Genomic DNA, 20,145 nt, shown 5'->3' with positions numbered 1-20,145 from the left:
TGTAGCGGGAGCAACCCATGCTGACATATGTGGCAAAGCGCGTTCTTTACATGATACCGACCCTGTTCGGCATGTCCTTGATCGCATTCATGATCATTCAATTGCCACCAGGCGATTATCTGACCTCGCTTCTCTCCACCATGGCCGATGGCGGGCAAAATCTGGACGAGGCGACGATTGCGCGCCTGCGCGCGCAATACGGTCTCGATCAACCTGTCTATGTCCAGTATTTCGTGTGGATCAGCGGAATATTGACCCGGGGCGATTTCGGATACTCCTTCGAGTGGAACCAGCCGGTCTCGACCCTGATCTGGGACCGGATGGGATCGACGCTGTTGATCTCGCTGGCGAGTCTTTTACTGGTTTGGGCGATATCCCTCCCGATAGGGATCTATTCCGCGGTCAGACGTCATTCCTTCGGCGACCACGCCTTTACGCTTCTCGGCTTTATCGGGCTGGCCGTTCCGAATTTCATCATGGCGCTGACCTTGATGTATGCGAGCTACCGGTTTCTGGGACAAAGCGTTGGCGGCATATTTTCTCCCGCTTTCGTTGATGCGCCGTGGAGCATCGCAAAATTCAACGACATGCTCAGCCATATGTGGATACCTGTGATCGTCATCGCCATGTCAGGCACTGCCGCCATGATCAGAATTCTGCGGGCAAATCTGTCGGATGAATTGAGCAAGCCCTATGTCGTCACGGCGCGTGCCAAGGGTTTGCCGGAGCGCAAGGTCATTGTGAAATACCCCGTCCGCATCGCGCTCAACCCTTTCGTCAGCTCGATCGGCTGGGTGCTGCCGGATCTCGTTTCCGGCGTCACCATCACCGCCATCGTGCTGAACCTTCCAACGGCGGGACCGCTTCTGCTGCGGGCGCTGGTCGGCCAGGACATGTATCTGGCCGGAAGTTTCATTCTCTTAATGGGCGTGCTGACACTGGTGGGCATGCTGATTTCAGACATATTGCTGGCGGTGCTCGACCCCCGCATCCGGTTCAATTGAAGGGGTGGCCATGTCAATCAACCAGAACCCCACCATCGCGCTGGAAACCGGCCCCGCCATCAGCCCTCTGAAGTCCGGGCGCAAGGTAGTAAGCCTCGAGGCTGCAGGGCAATGGACGCTCATTCGCCAGCGCTTCTTTCGCCACAAGGTCGCAGCATTTGCTGCGGGTATTATTCTGTTGCTCTATTTCATCGGTGCCTTTGCCGAGTTCCTGGCACCGGGCATGCCGAACACGTCGCGCCCGCAATATACCTTTGCGCCGCCGCAAGGCATCGCTTTATTTGCGCCGGCTGCCGATGGCGGTTCCCGCTTTCTGCCGCACGTGAAAGGCTACAAGATCGAGATCGAGCCCAAAGCCCTCCGCCGCAGCTTCGTAGTCGACGACACGAAAATCATTCCTATCGGATTCTTCGTCAAAGGGGCGCCTTACAAGCTGTGGGGCATCATCCCGATGGAAAGGCATCTGGTTGGGCCGCTTGACGCCCGCGACCCGATGTATCTCCTGGGTTCGGATCGGCTGGGACGAGATCTCATGAGCCGCCTGATTTATGGAACCCGCGTCTCCATGTCCATCGGCCTTGTCGGCGTTGCCATTTCGCTGACGCTCGGCGTCGTGATGGGTGCGGTCTCCGGTTACTACGGCGGCTGGGTCGATACCCTCATCCAGCGTATCATCGAGATTGTGAGCGCCATGCCGACCATTCCGCTCTGGTTGGGGCTGGCCGCTGCCATTCCCCTAAGCTGGTCACCGCTTTCGGTTTATTTTGTCGTAACCCTGATTGTTTCCCTTCTGAGCTGGACGGGTTTGGCACGCGAGGTGCGGGGACGATTCTTCGCGCTGCGCGGCGATGACTTCGTGACGGCTGCCCGGCTGGACGGTGCAGGGGAAAGGCGGATCATATTCCGCCACATCCTTCCATCACTTACCAGCCACATTCTGGCGGTGGTGACACTTGCCATTCCGACCATGATCGTCGCTGAAACCTCGCTGTCGTTTCTCGGGGTCGGTCTGAAACCACCGGTCGTCAGCTGGGGCGTGCTGTTGCAGGATGCCCAGAACGTGCGGACAGTTGCCACGGCGCCATGGTTGCTGATCTGGCCGAGCCTTGCGGTGGTCCTGGCGGTTCTGTCTTTCAATTTCTTTGGCGATGGCCTGCGCGATGCAGCCGACCCTTACGATAGCTGAAAGGAAGTGAGATGACGAAGCACGAAACCTTGCTGGCGGTCAAAGACCTGTCCATCGATTTCCATCTCAGAACCCATGTGCTCCATGCCGTTCGCAATGTCAGTTTTGACCTTGACCGCGGAAAGACGCTTGCGCTGGTGGGAGAAAGCGGTTCAGGCAAATCAGTGACCGCCCGTGCCCTGATGCGGATCATCGACAAGCCCGGACAGATGACAGGCGGCCAGATCGTTCTCGATGGGCCCAAGGGACCAGTCGATATCGCGAAATTTGCCGTAAGCAGTCGCGAGGTTCTGGCCATTCGCGGTGGACGGATCGGCCTGATTTTTCAGGAACCAATGAGTTCGCTGTCGCCGGTCCACACCATCGGCTCACAGATCATCGAAGCCGTGCGTTTGCATCGCCGCTTGTCGAAGAGACAGGCTCGGGAGCGATGTATCGAACTGCTGCGCCAGGTGGAGATACCGCAGCCGGAAGTGATGGCCGACAGATACACCTTCGAGTTTTCCGGCGGAATGCGCCAGCGAGCGATGATTGCCATGGCGCTGGCCTGCGACCCGGAAGTTCTGATCGCCGATGAGCCGACGACGGCGCTGGATGTGACGACGCAGGCCGAAATCCTCGATCTCATCAAGCGGCTGCAGGTGGAGCGCGGCATGGCGATGCTCCTCATCACCCACGACATGGGCATCGTTGCCGAAGTAGCGGACGAGGTCGCCGTCATGCGTTTTGGCAAGATCGTCGAAAAAGGGCCGGTGGACGAGATTTTCCACGCCAGTCAGCATCCCTACACACGGCAACTTCTGGAAGCGACGGTCAAGCTCGAGAGAGGCGCAGCCACGCGCACGCTGCCGGCGTCGCTGACGGCCAACGTGGCTCCGATCCTGTCAGTGCGCAATCTTTCCAAAGTCTACGGCGCGCCGTCCGGACTGTTTTCGTATGGCGGTGGGCGCGGGCTGGTGGCGGTGGACGATGCTGGTCTTGACCTATTTGCCGGCGAAAATCTCGGCATTGTCGGCGAAAGCGGATCAGGCAAAACCACACTAGGACGAATGATACTGCGGATCGTTGAGCCGAGTTCCGGCAGAATTGCGTATCGCGGATGCCCGGATGCGGCTCCGATGGACGTCACCACGCTAAACAAAGTGGATTTGCGCCGCTATCACCAGGATGTGCGTCTTATCTTTCAGGACCCATTTGCGTCGCTCAACCCCCGTATGACGGTGAAGCAGATCATCGGAGATCCTCTGGTCATCGCCGGTGGCATGTCCGGCAAAGCGGTGGAGACCCGCGTTGGCGAACTTTTGCAGAAGGTCGGGCTCGATCCCTTGGCGATGGAAAGATACCCACATGCCTTTTCCGGTGGCCAACGCCAGCGGATCGGGATTGCAAGGGCGCTCGCCGTCAACCCGAAGGTCATCGTCGCCGATGAGGCGACTTCGGCTCTCGACGTCTCGATACGAAGCCAGATCCTCGACCTGTTGCTCGATATTCAAAAGCAGCTCAATCTCAGCTTTATCTTCATTTCGCACGATATCTCGGTCGTGCGCTATTTCTGCGATCGCGTTGCCGTCATGCACAAAGGTAAGATTGTCGAGATCGGAGATGCGGAAACAATCTGCACCACGCCCTCGCACCCCTATACCAAGCGACTGATCTCTTCTGTTCCCAACCCCGACCCCCGCAACAAGCGCATGCTGCACCGCCTGCGCGCAGACCAAGTTTGAGGTCATTGCCAATGCCGAAATTCGCCGCCAATCTGTCCATGCTTTATACCGAACATCCGTTCATGGAACGGTTCGCCGCCGCCGCTGCCGATGGTTTTGCGGCAGTCGAATATGTCAGCCCCTACGAGGAGGCGGCAGAGACGATTGCAGCGGAGCTCAGGAGGTGCAATCTCACACAGGCTCTGTTCAACCTGCCGCCCGGCAACTGGGCCGCAGGCGAGCGCGGCATCGCCAGCCTGCCGGACAGGGTCTCCGAATTTGAGACGTCCGTTGAAACGGCGATCCGCTATGCAAAAGTTCTGGGATGCCGAAAGATCAATTGTCTGGCCGGTATTCAACCGCCCGGTGTCGATCCGCAAGTTCTGGAAGACACGCTTGTCGGCAATCTCGGTCACGCTGCGCAACGTCTGGCGGATTCCGGAATTGCCCTTGTCTTCGAGCCCATCAACACTCGCGACATACCCGGCTATTTCCTCACCAACACCGATCAGGCCGAGCGGATCATGGACCGTGTCGGGCATTCCAACCTGCTGATCCAATATGATTTCTACCACATGCAAATCATGCAGGGCGATCTCGTCGCGACCTTCGAGCGCCTGCAGGACAAAATCGGCCACGTTCAGATCGCTGATAATCCCGGACGTCATGAGCCGGGGACGGGCGAGATCAACCACGATTTCATCTTTAGGCGTCTGGATGAACTTGGCTACGACGGATGGGTCGGCTGCGAATATCGACCGGCGTCGACCACCAGCGCAGGTCTTGACTGGTTGAAAGCATATCAACGGGAGGATTGAGCCATGAAAATAGGATTTATCGGACTGGGGGTCATGGGCCGCCCGATGGCGCAGCATCTGATCGATGCCGGACATGAGCTTTATCTTCACAGGGTCAAACCCGTGTCGAACTCCCTCCTGAAAAGTGGTGCGAGGGCATGCGGTTCAGGTGCAGAAGTGGCGCGCAGCGCCGAGATCGTGATTTTGATGCTGCCGGACACGCCCGATGTGGAAGCAGTTTTGTTTGGTGATGATGGCGTCGCGCACGGCCTTGATGCGGGAAAGCTCGTCATCGACATGAGCTCGATTTCACCGATTGCAACGAAGGATTTTGCCGCCCGTATCGAGGCGCTGGGATGCGATTATCTCGACGCGCCGGTGTCGGGCGGTGAAGTTGGCGCCAAAGCGGCGTCGCTGACCATCATGGTCGGCGGAAAACCGGATATTTTCGAGCGCGCAAGACCCCTGTTTGAAAAGATGGGCAAGAACATCACCCTGATCGGTGACGTTGGAAACGGTCAGGTTGCTAAGGTCGCCAATCAGATTGTTGTCGCCCTGAATATTCAGGCCGTTTCGGAAGCCCTTCGCTTTTCGAAAAAAGCCGGAGCGGACCCCTCGATCGTGCGCAAGGCCTTGATGGGTGGCTTTGCCGCGTCCCGCGTGCTGGAGGTTCACGGCGAAAGGATGATCAACGAAACATTCGAGCCCGGCTTTCGCATACGTTTGCATCACAAGGACATATCGCTCGCGCTTGAGTCGGCGCGTCTGCTCGAGCTTATGCTGCCCAACACTGCGATGGTTCATCAGTTGATGAATGGCGCGCTGGAAAGAGGCCTGGGCGACAAAGACCATTCGGCGTTGATCAAAGCCTTGTAGTTCAAACGAGACCTCCTGATTGATAGTCGGCTTACCAGCGTAAAGCGCGCAAAATCAGTAGATTGGTCCCTCGGTCGGGCCGCAAGACCGTTGGCGAGGAGCCGCATGTAGTCATTTCGGCTTCCCGTTCTGGAGCTCAGCGAGGAACAGCGAGATTCCGGATCCCTTGGGTGGGCGGCGGTCACCTGAGAATGGGTGATCGCTAAGACGCGCGTCCTAAAAATGAATTTGCCCTGTCGACAGGTGTCGATGGCAACAGTTCTGCGTAACTTCCCCGTAATTTTCGGCGGCCATACGTCTCTGCCTCAAAAGTCAATCGACGACCGCCGTGGCGGTGAACGGAAGGATAGGCATGAAAAAGATTATCTCGGGCATACTCGTTTGCGTGGTATTGACCGCGTGCAGCCAGACGGAAAAGGGCGCCGGCATTGGCGCGGCGAGCGGTGCTATAATAGGCGGGCTGGCAAGCGGTACCTGGGAAGGCGCAGCAGTGGGAGCCGCCGCAGGCGGCGCGGGTGGCGCTGTGATAGGAAACATCAGCGAACGTAACGACAGGAACCGCCGGGACCGTTGGGAACGACGGGATCACCGCGACTACAGCTGCAGATACCGGGATTATTACGGTCGCTGCCGCTAGAGATTGCAGCCGGCTGCCGCACGTCAAAGGCGAGAGTGATATCGAAAAACTCCGGCTCTTCACCCTCCGCAGCCACACCACTTTTATGACATCGGGAAATCTGACGGTCAGGACGTCACGAACGTTGAGCTTATCTCGATCACGGGCGGTCGTTTTGCTGTAAGGATTATCGGAAACGACAGTGCGACTTGAATGAGTAGGCGACTATGAAACTTCTACTTATCGAAGACGATCCAGAAATGACGGATGCCTTGAGGGTGGCCCTCTCGCAGCATGGCATTGTTCTTGATGCCGTTGGCGATCTGGCAACGGCGCGGGAAGCAATCGCCATGGCGGACTACGATATCGTCCTTATCGACCGGCAACTGCCTGATGGTGATGGCAGTACCTTTCTTGCGGATTTGCGTGGCGCAGGTTCAAACACGCGATCGATCATCATCTCCGCTCTGAGGTCCACCGACGAGCGTATATCCGGGCTGAATGACGGCGCTGATGATTATTTACCAAAGCCCTTCGAAATCGCTGAACTGGTCGCGAGAATGAGCGCTGTGCTGAGGAGGGCTCCGACAACGGGATCGTCCCTCCTGGCTGCCGGAAACGTTACCTACAATCGTGTGTCATGCGATGTACATGTCAATGGCGTCCGCCTTGCGCTCACCCGCAGGGAACTGCTGATCATCGAGACGCTTCTGAGAAACCGTGGTCGGACCGTGTTGCGCTCGTCCCTTGAGGGGCAGGTCTATTCCTTTGATGATGAGATCCAGTCGAACTCACTGGAATCCAACATGTCGCGGCTGCGCAGAAAGCTTGGCGAAGCGGAGGCCAACATCGTTATCAAAAACATTCGAGGCATAGGCTATTATCTTCATGAGCAGCAATAGGATGACCAGCACCTCCCTTCGCTGGCGTTTCACTTTCGGTTTTATTGTCCTGCAGCTCTGTGCGGTCATCGCCTCGCTCAGCTTGGTTTTCTATCTCCTTTCCGGCCTCAAGCCCGATGTGGCAATTACGTCCATCTGGCTGTCTCAGGAAATCGCAGATTCAGTCCGTCTCGAGCCGAATGGCCGAGCAAGTCTGATGCCAACGGCTGAACTTAAAGAGATTATGGAAGACTCGCCTAACCTTTGGTTCGTGGCAGACCTGGGCAAAGATATCGTTCTGGCACATGGCGTGCCTCCCGGGAAAATTGCCGATAACATGCCATTCTTGCGGACGTTCAGAAGTGTCGAACTTCATGGCGATCTAGATGATCCGTTGAGTGTGGGCCGCATGGAGCGTTTCGACACCCAGGCCGGTGAGGCGACGATCTTTGCTGGCGGTGTCCCGATGTCTCAATATGGTGTGACCGTGCTGCTGGGGAACCTTGCCATCGGTATTCCGGCGCTGATCCTCGTCGCCATTTCGCTCATTGGCGCTCCGTTTGTCACACGCTGGGCTTTGCGATCCTTCAGCGACCTGACCACGCGTCTCGACAGGATCGATCTCGACACACGTGGCGCCTTGGTGGAAGAGCGGGGTCTGCCCAATGAAGTGCTTCGCCTGGTGCGCGACATCAACAGGGCGCTGCGTCGTCTCGATAGCGGCTTCGAGGCGACGGAGCGCTTCTTCGTCAACGCGGCGCATGAACTTCGAACGCCGATCGCTGTCCTGCAGGTGAGGATTGATACGCTTTCGCCAAGTTCTGACAAGACCCACCTGCAGACGGCCATCAAGCGACTGACAGCGATCGCGAACCAGCTTCTCGACACCGAGAAGTACCGACAGAAGCCCCAGCAGAACGCACCTGTCGATCTCAACAGCGTTGTGTCGAAGGTGGTTGCCGATCTTGCTCCCCTGGCGATCTCTGAAGGCTACGAGATTTCGTTCGACAGCGATGCGGAAGATCTGTTCGTTCCGGGTGATGCCGAAGCTTTGGAGCGTGCATTCGTCAATCTGGTCCGTAATGCAGTCCAGTACGGAGGCGGAAGAGGACAGATATCAGTGAGCATTGAGGCTGACGGTAGCGTGATGGTCGCCGATCAGGGTTGCGGAATCGCCAGCGATAAGCAATCGCGCATATTCGAACCGTTCTACCGGGTCAGCCCTCACGGCTCAGGCGCGGGCCTGGGTCTCAGCATGGTCAATGAGATCGTGACCCGTCACGGCGGTTACGTTGAGCTTTCGTCCGCTCCAGGCAAGGGCAGCACATTTGCCGTGCGCTGGCGCGAGAAGCGCATTTTCCAGCGTCGGTAGCGGCCGGTGCCTACGCTAAGGGGTCAGGGCATCCGTATCCCTCGGCGTTGGCTGGGCACGGCCGCGATCGCCTGATATGTGGCGGGCAATCTCTGGCACGCCACCCACACTGCAAACACTCTTTGCCGATCGGTTGATTTTACGGTGCATGCCAAACGGAGCAGCCGCGACGACGGCTCCCTGTAATTTTCAGGTAACTCTCGTGACAGAGAAAGCCCGCAAATTTCATAGCACGGGCCACGACTAAATGACACGAAACATCACCCGCAAGCGTCTCATCCTGTCGGCGGTAACCCTTGTCGGTTTGCTGGGCATCTGGCTTCTGTTTCTGCGTTCGCCGGCGAAGCCTGAACTGGTGACGGCGCAGGCGCGAACGGGTGACATTGAAGAGGTGGTGCTGGCGACCGGGGTTCTCGAACCGCTCGAGCTGGTGCGGGTCGGCGCCCAGGCGTCGGGACGCATTGAGCATCTTGCTGTCAAGATCGGTGACATCGTCGAGGCGGGCCAATTGGTGGCCGAGATCGATTCTCAGACCCGGCGCAACACCTTGCGGGACCGCGAGGCCGCTTTGGCCAACATCCGCGCCGTTCACGCCGCGCGCCGCGCCGGTCTGGTGAAAGCCGAGAAGGATTTCGAGCGTGAGCGTGACCTGCTGGCAGGTGGTTCCACGCCGCGCGCCCAGTATGACGCCGCGGTTGCGACGCGAGACAGCGCGCGGGCTGAGGTTCAATCGGTGGACGCTCAGGTCGCACAAGCGCAGGTCGCGCTGGAGTCTGCGGGTATAGAACTGGACTATACGCGTATCACTGCCCCAATCGCGGGCACTGTGGTCGCGATCGTCACTGACGAGGGTCAAACCGTGAATGCCCTGCAGACTGCGCCGACCATCGTCATGATCGCGCGATTGGACACAATGACGGTACGCGCGGACATTTCCGAGGCTGACGTCGTGCGTGTGCGACGAGGCCTGCCGGTCTGGTTCAGCATTCTTGGCGATCCGAAGCGCCGGTTCGATGGGGAGTTGCGACAGGTGGAACCGGCCCCGGCTTCCATCGCCAACGAGAGCAACGCCGCTGCTAGCCGGATTAACTCAACCAATGGCGCGGTCTATTACACCGGGCTGATCGATGTGGCGAATGCGGACGGGGTCCTGCGGCCGTCCATGACGGCGCAGGTGTCCATCGTCTTGAGCCGCGTCAGCGGCGCCGTGCTGGTTCCGCTCAGCGCAGTGGAACGGGCACCCCGGGCAGGTGATACGGCGCGCGTGCGGATACTGGACGCGATGGGCGAGGTCCAGATCCGGCAGGTCCAGGTCGGCATCGATAACGGTGCGGACATCCAGATTCTTGGCGGTCTTCAGGCAGGCGAGACCATTGTCCTGGGAGCATCCACGGACGAACGCACGGATGGCCAGGCGCAACTGGCCGCAGCGAAGCGGTAGGGCGCGCTATGACGGAACCACTGATCCGCGTACGTGGGGTATCCCGCGCTTTCCCCGCAGGCGACGAGATGGTGCGGGTGCTGAAAGACGTTGACCTCGACATCGAGGCCGGCGAGATGATGGCCATCATCGGTGCTTCTGGCTCCGGCAAGTCGACGCTGATGAACATCCTTGGCTGCCTCGATCGTCCGACGGACGGCAGCTACTGGATCGAAGGACGCGAGACCTCGAAGATGTCCGTGGACGAACTCGCGGCACTACGCCGTGAGCGTTTTGGTTTCATCTTCCAGCGCTATCACCTGCTTGGCGATCTCAGCGCGGCCAGCAACGTCGAGGTGCCGGCCATCTATGCCGGACGCAGCCGATCCGACCGTCACAAGCGAGCGATCTCCTTGTTGACCCGGCTGGGGCTCGCCGAGCGGACGGGCAATATTCCGGGCAAGCTTTCGGGCGGCCAGCAGCAGCGGGTGTCGATCGCCCGCGCGCTGATGAATGGCGGCGAGATAATTCTGGCCGACGAACCGACCGGTGCGCTGGATACGAACAGTGGCGCCGAAGTCATGAAGATCCTGCGCGAGCTTCACGCCGAGGGGCACACCATCATTCTCGTCACTCACGACAAGAAGATCGCCGAACATGCGGATCGGGTTGTAGAGATCAGCGACGGCGTCATCATTTCCGACGAGCGCAATATACCCAAATCCGCGGCGATGGCCCGTCCCATCCGCGAGCACGCGCCGGGCGCTGGCTGGCGCGGCGCAATTGACCGGATGACTGAGGCCTTTCGTATGGCGGGCGCGGCAATATGGGCGCACAAGATGCGCTCGCTTCTGACCATGCTCGGTATTATCATCGGTATCGCCTCGGTAGCGGCAATCTCGGCGCTGGGAGCCGGTTCGCAGCAACAAATCCTGAGTAGTATCAGTTCGCTTGGCACCAACACGATCGAGGTGCGGGCCGGTAAAGGCTTCGGCGATCTGGAAGCGGGCAAGATACGGACCCTGGTTCCCGCCGATGCAGAAGCGCTGATGAACCAGCCCTACGTCGACAGCGTGACACCAACCGTCACGACAAGCGTAACTGTCAAGCGCGCCGCCGTGGCCGTCAATGCATCAGTCACCGGAGTTGGCGCGGATTTCTTTCGTGTACGGGGTCTTGAGCTGTCGCATGGACAACTGTTCGATGCCCAGGGTGTTATCGCCTACAGCCAGAATGTGGTGATCGATGCAAACGCCACGAGAGACCTGTTTCCAGACGGGGTAAACCCGGTGGGGCAAGTCATCCTTCTGGGCACAATGCCGGCGAGGGTCATAGGCGTGACGAAACGGGAAAACTCCTTCGGCCCGGCGGTTGATACGTTGACCGTTTATGCGCCTTACACAACCGTTATGGGTCGCATGCTGGGTCGGCCGAACGTCGACGGCATAACGGTCCGTATCAGAGACGATGTCGACCCGGGCAATGTCGAGGCCGCAGTTTCGCGCCTTATCGAGCGTCGGCATGGCACGAAAGACTTCTTCCTCACCAACTCAGCGACCATTCGCGAGACTATCGAGACCACCACGCAAACCCTGACATTGCTGATTTCGTCAGTCGCCGTGATCTCGCTGATTGTCGGCGGCATCGGCGTGATGAATATCATGCTGGTGTCCGTGACCGAACGCACCAAGGAGATCGGCGTTCGCGTGGCCGTTGGCGCGCGCCGCAGCGATATCCTCTCCCAGTTTCTTATCGAGGCCGTCATGGTCTGCCTTGTCGGCGGCTTCATGGGAGTGATGCTCGCCCTTGGGATCAGCGCTCTTTTTAATTTGCTGAGCCCCGACTTCAAAATGATCTTCTCTTCTGGCTCCATCCTTGTGGCCTTCGCCTGCTCCACCCTGATCGGAATTGTCTTCGGCTTCCTTCCCGCCCGCAATGCGGCAAAGCTGGACCCAATAGAAGCCTTGGCACGCGAATGATGGCCGGAATGCATGCGTGATGGCATAGTGAAGACTAGCAGTGGCCATTGCCGTTTGGAATTCCAATTGGGTCCGCCGCTCTGACTCGATCCTCATCGCGAAGTGCCAATCCGCGCTTGAAGACATGCGATCTGCACTCCGTTCGACCACGCTATGCTGCTGCAAAGTGGAATGAGAAAGGAGAGCTACTAGGTGGTAGTATCCAGTTAGCTCCCACTCTCTTCATGTTTAAATCGTGGACCCGCGCGACTGTGTTCAGGTCAACGTGCCGCCATCAACGGTCAGGATGGTTCCGGTGATTTGTCGGGCCGCGCCAGATGCGAGGAACGCTACGGCAGCCGCGACATCCTCCGGCTCGCCGTACCGGCCGAGCGGTATCAGGGCGCGCTGAAAATCTCCGAACTCGCCCTCGGCCGGGTTCATGTCCGTGTTGGTTGATCCTGGCTGAATGAGGTTGACAGTGATGTCACGGGGACCAAGTTCTCGCGCCAGACCGCGGGTAAACGATTGAAGTGCCGATTTGGTCATTGAATAAACCGTCGATGGTCCGACAATGCGTTCCGCGCCTGCGGAGCCGATTGTGACGATCCGGCCACCTTTGCCAAGATAAGGCATCGCGGCTTGCGATGCCAGGATCGGGGAGCGAGCGTTGACAGCGAAAAGAGCATCGATCTCGGCAACGGTGAAATCCGCCACATCCTTGTAGATCGCGATAGCCGCATTGTTCACCAGGATGTCGAGGCCGCCCAAGGCTTGCGCCGCTTGATCAACCGACCGCTTAACCGCCTCTGGGTCCATGCTGTCAGCCTTGATAGCCAATGCCTTGCGGCCTTTGCCCTCGATTGTTGCGACGACTTGCGCTGCCCGATCAGCGGCGCGTTCGTACGTGATCGCAACGTCGGCCCCTTTTTCTGCCAGAGCTATCGCTATCGCGGCGCCAATGCCGCGGGACGCACCAGTCACAAGCGCACGTTTACCTGCTAGTTCACTCATTGATCATTCCTTTCATTGTCGATAGGGGAAATGTTCGCCCGGCCACATTGCGCAGGGCATCGTGCGGCCTGCCACCGAACGATTGTTTTGGTTCAAGCGATCAGGACCGGCAGACCGCTCAAGCGGCGATTGTCCATATCGTCATGCGCTCGGGCTATCTCATCAAACTGATAGCGGATGGTTTCGAGATCATCGAAAATGCCTGAGCGCAGCGCATCCCATAGCTCGGAAGTTGCGGTCTCAACTGCTCGTCCCCGGACATATTGAGGGGTCCCACCACTGCGGACAGCTACCCCCCGACGCACAAGATCTGGGGCCGGCGCTGGCTGACCCGTCGCGGCTCCAATCGCGGCAATCACGCCACCGTCACGGACACTCGACGCGCCCAGAGCAAAGGTCGCCCGGCCAACCAAATCATAGACGATGTCGACACCGTGAGGTGCGATCGCACGGATCTTGGCGGCGATGTCTGGCTCGCCAGCGTGGAAGGCATGGGTGGAGCCGGCCGCGACCCTGTCGAACTTGTTCCGCGATCCCGCGACGCCGATCACCATTGCGCCCAGCGACTTCGCCCAGCGAGACAGGATAGCGCCTACGCTTCCCGATGCCCCGAGTACCAGCACCGTCTCGGCGGATTTCAGATCATGGAGACCACGCATCCCCATCCAGGCCGTCGCACCCTTCGCCAGGAAGGTCGCCGCAGTCTCGTTCGAGATATCGGCGGGCAGGCGGATGAGCGGCGCGGTCGGAATGATCCTCTCGGTGGCATAGGCCCCTTCCGAAAAGAAGTAAGCGACCCGGTCACCGACCGACAGCCCTTCGACGCCGGATCCGACTTCGGAAATCGTCCCGGCCGCTTCAAAACCGGGAACCGCAGGCAACGCCATCGGATACTGGCCTTTCCGTATCATCGTATCGACAAAGTTGAGGCCGATCGCGTCTTGAATGAGCCTGACCTCGCCGGCACGTGGAGCGTGCAGGTCTTTCTCGATAACTTGCAAAACCGACGGTCCGCCCGCCGACTGCATTTGAATGAATCTTGTCACGATATTGTCTCCGGGCTTCAGATGGCGCGCCGCGCACCGATTGCACACGGCTGGAGCGCCGCGATGTTCAGTCGAACTTGACGAGATTGAGAGCGGGCAGGGGACCACCTGGGAACTGAAGCAGCTGGCTGCCGGCTGCAAGCCCGCCGAGATCGATCCCGAAAAAGCCGATGCGATTAATGATGGCAGAGACCTCAGCCTTCGCCCTCCTATCGTCGCCCGAGTAAAACAGGACGCGCCTGCCTCCTTCCGAGTGGGGGTCGCCCGTCAGTTGAGTTGGCGTCAGATGGTTGAACGCCTTGACGACGAGCGCGCCTGGCACAAGGGCGGTGAAAATATCCGTAGAGGTGCGGCCGCCAAGGTCCGCAGGCCTGTAAAGCGGCGCTTCGATGGAGTTGTTGGCGTCGATTACGATCCTGTCGTCAAAGTTCAAACCGGCGAGCGCGCCAGGTATCTTTGACCAGGGGACTGCCACGAGAACGATGGCTTGCGCCGCGGCCTCTTGGACGCTTCCAGCCCGGATCGTGCTTCCAAGTTTTGAAACAAGCGCCGTGAGGCTTTCCGGTCCTCGGCTGTTTGCGATCACGGCTTCGATTCCTGCCCTGCCGAGCGCAGTGGCAAATGCGCTCCCGATATTGCCGGCTCCGATAATTCCAATGGTCATCACCCACTCCTTTACGGTTCGTGAGAATTCTGTCTGCGACGGTCGGTTTTCCCGCTACATCCTGGGCCTGATGCCGGTGGCGTTGCAGAAATTCGCTTTTGCTGTTGATTGGAATATGGCTGGCAAATACACCCAGCATAAGTCATAGATGGATTGTTTTAGTTTCAATCAATGCTTGAAGGTTACGTTTAATGGAGACACTGGCAAACCTCGAAGCGTTCGTTCGAAGTGCAGAAGCGAGCAGCTTTTCTGGGGCTGCACGGCGTCTCTCGATCACGCCGGCGGCAGTCAGCCGGAATGTTGCAATGCTGGAACGCAACCTCGGTATACGGCTCTTTCATCGCTCAACGCGGAAGTTGACCCTGACCGAGGCGGGGGAGTCGTTTCTGACAAGCATCGGCGACAGCCTGAACCACCTTCAGGGGGCAATCGACGGGGCATCACAAACGAAAGGCGAGCCCGTCGGTGTTTTGAAGCTCAGCATGAGTTTGTCATTCGCGATGGGATACGTTCTCCCCGCACTGCCCGACTTTCTGGCCCGTTATCCGGGCGTCCGACCTGACTGGCATTTCGACAGCCGCAAGGTCGATCTTATCGCTGAGGGTTTCGACGCCGCGATCGGCGGTGGTTTCGAACTCAATCCTGGCATCGTTTCCACGACGCTCGCACCCGTGCACGTTATCGCGGTGGCATCGCCCAGCTATTTTGCTGCACGTCGCCGGCCGGCCAGCCCCGCCGATCTGGCCGATCATGCCGGAATCTTGATGCGGTCCTCGAATTCGGGCCGGATCAGGCAATGGATGATGCGGGACGCTCAAGGACGCGAAGAGCGCGCGCTCCTCAACGAGACGATTGTGATGAGCGACGCCGCTCCCATGGTGCAGGCGGCGATCGCGGGGTTGGGCATTGCATTGTTGGCTGTACCCGATGTGCTGCCACATATGGAAAGTGGCGCACTCGAACGTGTCCTTCCGAAGTGGTATGCCGATGCCGGATCTATCTCGCTCTACTACTCCGGCCGCGCGCTCCAACCGCTAAAGACACGCGCTTTCATCGACTTCTATACTGAGTATTTCCGTCGCGAGCGCCTCAGTGCCCGGCTTGCAGGCAGTCTAGGCTGATGTCCAAACGCCTTGTTAGCTTCCTTTGAAGCCGTGGTCGTTTGACTGCGTCGAATATCCCATATTCAACACATGCTTGAAGATGATCCAACCGATATGATGCTAATATTCTAGGACAGGGATGGGCAAATATATCACTCCACGGACACGCAAAAGGAGTGAAAAAATGACTGAATTAGCCTCGTCTCGATATCTTCCACTGAACGGGAAGATCGCACTTGTCACCGGTGGATCGCGATCTATCGGCGCATCAATCGCACAGCGTCTCGCAGCGGATGGCGCTCAGGTTGCCTTCACCTATCGTGGATCACCTGCGAAGGCTGAGGAAGTTGCTGTCGCCATAGAAAAAACGGGCGCGCGCGCGCTGGCTATTGCCGCCGATGCCGCTGATCCGGACGCGATACGCGCCGCCGTTGCCGCGACGGTCGATAAGTTCGGCGGCCTCGACATTTTGGTGAACAATGCCGGTATTGCCCTTGCCGGTCCCATCGACGAAATCGCCTTCGATGACTATCAGGCAATGCTCGCTGTCAACGTAACCGGCGTTTTTGTTGCCACGCAGGAGGCCGTGCGCCATATGAAGGATGGCGGCCGTATCATACAGATCGGCAGTTCGATCACGAAATATGCCGGGGTGCCCGGGCTGTCAGCATACGGCCTCACAAAAGGGGCCGTCGCCGGTTTCAACCGGAGTTTGGCTCATGACCTCGGGCCACGCGGCATTACAGTCAACACGGTGCATCCAGGCCCAACCGACACTGACATGAACCCTGTTGATGGCGAGTTTGCCGCTATGCAGATCTCGCGTATCGCGGTGGGCCGCTATGGAAAGCCCAAGGAAATTGCGGACGTGGTCGCATTTCTTGCAAGTCCGGAAGCCTCGTTTGTAACAGGTGCCGACATCCGGGCCGATGGTGGCTTCACGTCCTGAAAATGCCGGGGCAAAATGCAAAATTGCTGCGCCAAGCGCAGCGAATTCGACGCCTCACCAATAATCAACGGCTCAAGGCCGGCTTGAACGACGCGGTTGCAAGACGCCGCAGCGGCTTGGCACGATCAAAAACAAGGGTCGCCTTTGGTGGTTTCACCGTTGCGATCTCGATCTGGAATGCGCGCCCAGCCGCCGTTCAAGCGCAAAACCGAACCGTTTCATATGAACCCGTGTTCGCGCGTATCGGAACCGGACAATAAACACGCATCATCGACGGTGATCGAGGATGTTTTCCAGTCCTTTATCCCAGTAGGGTTGATTGCCGAAGCGATTTACAAGCCAGTCGATGAACACTCTCACTTTCGGTGCCAGTTCGCGAGAGCTTGGATACAAGGCCCAAAGCGTCTGGGTTGAGACCAGCGGGTACTCCGGAAGGACCGGAACCAGCGCGCCGGACTGTAGCTCTTCCGACGCGCACCACGTGGCCATCAGCGCGATGCCCAGCCCGGCACAAGCGGCATCGCGCACTGCAGTGCCGTCATTGATGCGGAGACCCGGAGTAACACGTCGTTCGATCACCATCGAACCGTTCCCCCGAAATGTCCAGAGATCGAGCGTGCCGACGACGAGGCAGGTATGTTCCGCGAGGTCGTCGGGCGTGCTCGGCCGGCCGCGTTTTTCGAGATATTCGGGTGACGCGACCAGCACCCGATTGTCGGGAGCAAGCCGCCGCGCGACAAAGGATGTGTCGCTGAGCTCGGTATAACGAACCGCCACATCAAAAGCACCTTCGACCAGATCAACGATGTTGTCCGAAATGCGCAAATCAAGTGCCAAACCGGGATATTGCCTGCAAAATTCAGCCAGGCCCGGCACAATATGCATTCGCGCGAACGAGGCAGGGGCCGCTATTCGCAATGTGCCGCGAGGCGCTGCTTGCTCTCGCCCAAGTGCCGCTCGGGCGGCCTCCGCAGCGACGACAATATGTTCCGCATGCGGCAGGAACGCCAGACCGTCTTCAGTCAAAGTTGCTTGCCGTGTAGTGCGATGGACGAGCCTTGCATTGAGTTTTCGCTCGAGAACCAACAGTTTGGCGCTAGCGCCAGCGGGCGTCAGACCCAAGTCGCGAGCTGCGGCACTGATGCTGCGAAGTTGAGCAATCCGCACGAAGAGATTTAATTCGTCCACGTCCATTCGTCGACTTTCAAAATTTTCTTGAAGGTGATCCTTAATATGGGCCACTACCGAAAGCAATCGCGATAAATCACATAGAACATCGAAACGGCGTCGACGCTTCGAGGCCGCAATGCTGCGACGGCGGAGCAGGTTTTCCGTCCCATGCCGACGCCGGCGACAAGAATCATTACCTTCGATAAAAGAGGAGCCTGAAATGAAAGCGATGTCACTCAAATCCTTCGGCGGTCCAGAAGCCTTTGAGCTCGTCGAAATTCCAAAGCCAGTTCCTAAGGCGGGGCAGGTTTTGGTGCGGGTCCATGCCACATCGATCAATCCCCTCGACTACCAGGTTCGGCGAGGCGACTATCGCGACCTGGTGCCGTTGCCTGCAATTACCGGTCATGACGTATCGGGCGTTATCGAAGCGACCGGTCCGGGCGTAACAATGTTCGCTGCAGGGGACGAGGTCTGGTACACGCCGCAGATCTTCGACGGGCCAGGCAGTTATGCCGAATACCACGTTGCGAACGAAAACATCATCGGGCGCAAACCCAGCTCGCTGACCCATCTTGAGGCTGCGAGCCTTAGCCTGGTTGGCGGAACCGCCTGGGAAGCGCTTGTCTCGCGTGCTGCCCTGAGGGTGGGTGAAAGCATATTGATCCATGGCGGCGCTGGAGGGGTTGGGCACGTCGCTATCCAGGTTGCGAAAGCCATCGGAGCAAAGGTCTTTACGACCGTTCGCGAAGAAAACTTCGAGTTTGCGCGAAATGTCGGAGCGGACGTCGTCATTGATTACAGGAAAGAGGATTATGTCGCCGCCATCATGCGGGAGACCGAAGGCCGCGGAGTAGACGTCGTGTTTGACACCCTCGGCGGCGAAACATTGTCCCACAGCCCGAAGGCGCTTGCACAACTCGGCCGCGTCGTCTCGATCGTGGACATCGCACAGCCTCAAAATCTCATTGAGGCATGGGGCAGGAACGCGAGCTACCACTTCGTCTTCACGAGGCAGAACCAAGGCAAGCTCAACGAGCTGAGCACTCTGGTGGAACGCGGTCAGCTGAGGCCGCATCTTGGCGCCGTCTATTCGCTCGCCGACCTTCCGCTTGCCCATGCGCTGCTCGAGAAACCAAACAACGGTTTGCGCGGCAAGATCGCGATTGCCATTGACCCGCAAGCCGACACAAAGGTGCAATCATGATTTACGAGATCGCTGTGCTGCCTGTCCAAAAGGACAAGATCAGCGAGTTCAGGCAAGCGTTCGGAGGTGTTGTTCCTTTGCTCACACGTGCGCGGGGTTACCGCGGTCATGTCCTCGCCCAGGGGATCGAAACGCCGGAGGTATTCAATCTGATCGTGCGATGGCGGTCGCTTGACGATCATACTCCGGGTTTCGACGCGAGCGAAGACCATGAGCAGTTCATGGGAGCCATACAGGAATACTTCTCGGGGGAACCGACGGTCTATCATCTCGAGGACGACAATAGCGGCTCGCGTGACTATCTTCCTGGGAAAAGCGGCGCGGCTTAGAGCGCACAACGGCACGGGTTGCGCTAATAGCAACGCCGGGTTTCTCTGACGCCGACTTCCGCGATGCCACCATGTCCTTATTCTCCTGGCAACAACCAGCAAGGAGATCGCGACATGCCTGCAGTTCTAGTCCACGGCGTACCCGACACCCACCGGATCTGGGACACCGTTCGCTCTCATCTTGAACGCAGTGACATCGTCACGATCGATCTTCCCGGCTTCGGTCATCCGTTGCCGTCGGATTTCAGGTCAACAAAGGAAGAATATCTCGACTGGCTTATCAACCGGATCGATGAGTTCGGCGAACCCGTAGATCTGGTCGGTCATGACTGGGGCTGCCTGCTGACAGGCCGTCTGACGTCGATCCGGCCGGATCTGGTGCGGACCTGGACCGGCATCAGTGGGCCGATCGATCCGGAATATCCGTGGCACTATCTCGCCAAGATCTGGCAGACGCCAGGTGAAGGCGAGCAATGGATGAAGGATCTCGACCTCGAGGAATTTGCGGCGAAACTCGTCGAGGCGCAGATGCCGAAAGATGCGGCGGATGAATCGGTTCGGCATCTCGATACCACCATGCGGGCAAGCATTCTCGCACTTTACCGTTCCGCAATCGAGGTCGGGGAGGAGTGGAAGCCGGATCTACGCAGGATAACGGCGCCAGCACTCGTGATCTGGGGCCTGGACGATCCGTTTCTGCCGCACCGCTTCGCCGACGAGCTCGGCAACGCCGCGCACGCACGCGCCGTCGTTAAGCTGCGCGCCTCGCATTGGCCGATGATAGAGCGTCCGGCCGATGTCGCGCGCGAACTCGAGGCCCATTGGAGACACGCTTAACTCCCCGCGCTTG

At 58.6% G+C, this 20,145-nt stretch carries 18 protein-coding genes and 1 pseudogene; 15 read left to right on the top strand and 4 right to left on the bottom strand.

Annotated features, from left to right (window positions below; all coding sequences use genetic code 11):
- Positions 1 to 17 precede the first annotated feature (17 nt).
- The 10 genes from K7A42_RS12840 to K7A42_RS12795 all read left to right on the top strand — a co-directional run bounded on the left by K7A42_RS12840 (position 18) and on the right by K7A42_RS12795 (position 11,834).
- Entirely contained in the window at positions 18 to 1,004 is a 987-nt protein-coding gene (locus K7A42_RS12840; RefSeq protein ID WP_022557655.1) for an ABC transporter permease, read from the top strand.
- 10 nt (positions 1,005 to 1,014) lie between these two features.
- Entirely contained in the window at positions 1,015 to 2,190 is a 1,176-nt protein-coding gene (locus K7A42_RS12835) for an ABC transporter permease (RefSeq protein ID WP_107327347.1), read from the top strand.
- Between the two features lie 11 nt (positions 2,191 to 2,201).
- On the top strand, positions 2,202 to 3,914 hold the full coding sequence (locus K7A42_RS12830) for an ABC transporter ATP-binding protein (protein ID WP_282455337.1): 1,713 nt from the start codon (positions 2,202 to 2,204) through the stop codon (positions 3,912 to 3,914).
- Positions 3,915 to 3,925: 11 nt separating this feature from the next.
- Positions 3,926 to 4,711 carry a 2-oxo-tetronate isomerase gene (otnI, locus tag K7A42_RS12825; protein WP_064263905.1) on the top strand — a complete coding sequence of 262 codons (786 nt, stop codon included), beginning with the start codon at positions 3,926 to 3,928 and terminating at the stop codon, positions 4,709 to 4,711.
- Between the two features lie 3 nt (positions 4,712 to 4,714).
- Positions 4,715 to 5,566, top strand: a complete 852-nt coding sequence (locus tag K7A42_RS12820; protein WP_282455336.1) for a 2-hydroxy-3-oxopropionate reductase — start codon at positions 4,715 to 4,717, stop codon at positions 5,564 to 5,566.
- 352 nt (positions 5,567 to 5,918) lie between these two features.
- Positions 5,919 to 6,203, top strand: a complete 285-nt coding sequence (locus K7A42_RS12815; protein WP_282455335.1) for a YMGG-like glycine zipper-containing protein — start codon at positions 5,919 to 5,921, stop codon at positions 6,201 to 6,203.
- Between the two features lie 206 nt (positions 6,204 to 6,409).
- Complete coding sequence (locus K7A42_RS12810) at positions 6,410 to 7,084, top strand: response regulator transcription factor (protein ID WP_044459318.1); 675 nt, start codon at positions 6,410 to 6,412, stop codon at positions 7,082 to 7,084.
- A gap of 196 nt (positions 7,085 to 7,280) precedes the next feature.
- Positions 7,281 to 8,435 carry a sensor histidine kinase gene (locus tag K7A42_RS12805; RefSeq protein WP_282455334.1) on the top strand — a complete coding sequence of 385 codons (1,155 nt, stop codon included), beginning with the start codon at positions 7,281 to 7,283 and terminating at the stop codon, positions 8,433 to 8,435.
- Positions 8,436 to 8,682: 247 nt separating this feature from the next.
- Positions 8,683 to 9,876, top strand: coding sequence for an efflux RND transporter periplasmic adaptor subunit (locus tag K7A42_RS12800; protein ID WP_282455333.1), 1,194 nt, complete (start codon positions 8,683 to 8,685; stop codon positions 9,874 to 9,876).
- A gap of 8 nt (positions 9,877 to 9,884) precedes the next feature.
- Positions 9,885 to 11,834 carry a MacB family efflux pump subunit gene (locus K7A42_RS12795; protein WP_282455332.1) on the top strand — a complete coding sequence of 650 codons (1,950 nt, stop codon included), beginning with the start codon at positions 9,885 to 9,887 and terminating at the stop codon, positions 11,832 to 11,834.
- Between the two features lie 255 nt (positions 11,835 to 12,089).
- Here the strand turns inward: K7A42_RS12795 and K7A42_RS12790 are convergent, their stop codons facing one another.
- The 3 genes and pseudogenes from K7A42_RS12790 to K7A42_RS12780 form a co-directional block, all read right to left on the bottom strand.
- Complete coding sequence (locus K7A42_RS12790) at positions 12,090 to 12,827, bottom strand: SDR family NAD(P)-dependent oxidoreductase (protein WP_278067437.1); 738 nt, start codon at positions 12,825 to 12,827, stop codon at positions 12,090 to 12,092.
- A 92-nt stretch (positions 12,828 to 12,919) separates the two neighbouring features.
- Positions 12,920 to 13,873 (bottom strand): zinc-binding dehydrogenase, encoded by a 954-nt coding sequence (locus K7A42_RS12785; protein WP_282455331.1) that lies wholly within the window; start codon positions 13,871 to 13,873, stop codon positions 12,920 to 12,922.
- 67 nt (positions 13,874 to 13,940) lie between these two features.
- A pseudogene (locus K7A42_RS12780) lies at positions 13,941 to 14,546 on the bottom strand (NADPH-dependent F420 reductase); the annotation flags it as partial.
- Positions 14,547 to 14,728: 182 nt separating this feature from the next.
- On the opposite strand from K7A42_RS12780, the gene K7A42_RS12775 reads away from it, so the two are divergent.
- Both K7A42_RS12775 and K7A42_RS12770 read left to right on the top strand, forming a co-directional pair.
- A complete protein-coding gene (locus K7A42_RS12775) occupies positions 14,729 to 15,658 on the top strand; it encodes a LysR family transcriptional regulator (protein ID WP_107327356.1) in 930 nt (309 codons plus the stop codon).
- A 166-nt stretch (positions 15,659 to 15,824) separates the two neighbouring features.
- Positions 15,825 to 16,589: a 3-oxoacyl-ACP reductase family protein gene (locus tag K7A42_RS12770; protein WP_112416864.1), complete on the top strand. Its 765-nt coding sequence runs from the start codon at positions 15,825 to 15,827 to the stop codon at positions 16,587 to 16,589.
- Positions 16,590 to 16,856: 267 nt separating this feature from the next.
- Here the strand turns inward: K7A42_RS12770 and K7A42_RS12765 are convergent, their stop codons facing one another.
- Positions 16,857 to 17,783, bottom strand: a complete 927-nt coding sequence (locus K7A42_RS12765; protein ID WP_282455329.1) for a LysR family transcriptional regulator — start codon at positions 17,781 to 17,783, stop codon at positions 16,857 to 16,859.
- A gap of 196 nt (positions 17,784 to 17,979) precedes the next feature.
- On the opposite strand from K7A42_RS12765, the gene K7A42_RS12760 reads away from it, so the two are divergent.
- The 3 genes from K7A42_RS12760 to K7A42_RS12750 all read left to right on the top strand — a co-directional run bounded on the left by K7A42_RS12760 (position 17,980) and on the right by K7A42_RS12750 (position 20,132).
- Positions 17,980 to 18,966 carry a zinc-dependent alcohol dehydrogenase family protein gene (locus K7A42_RS12760; protein ID WP_282455328.1) on the top strand — a complete coding sequence of 329 codons (987 nt, stop codon included), beginning with the start codon at positions 17,980 to 17,982 and terminating at the stop codon, positions 18,964 to 18,966.
- A complete protein-coding gene (locus K7A42_RS12755) occupies positions 18,963 to 19,295 on the top strand; it encodes an antibiotic biosynthesis monooxygenase family protein (protein ID WP_112554286.1) in 333 nt (110 codons plus the stop codon). Before K7A42_RS12760 ends, K7A42_RS12755 begins: the two co-directional genes overlap by 4 nt.
- 114 nt (positions 19,296 to 19,409) lie before the next feature.
- On the top strand, positions 19,410 to 20,132 hold the full coding sequence (locus K7A42_RS12750) for an alpha/beta fold hydrolase (RefSeq protein ID WP_107327361.1): 723 nt from the start codon (positions 19,410 to 19,412) through the stop codon (positions 20,130 to 20,132).
- Positions 20,133 to 20,145: the final 13 nt, after the last annotated feature.

This window comes from Agrobacterium sp. InxBP2, assembly GCF_026191755.1.
Taxonomy (GTDB): domain Bacteria; phylum Pseudomonadota; class Alphaproteobacteria; order Rhizobiales; family Rhizobiaceae; genus Agrobacterium; species Agrobacterium pusense.
This window is presented reverse-complemented; position numbering and strand designations above follow the sequence as displayed.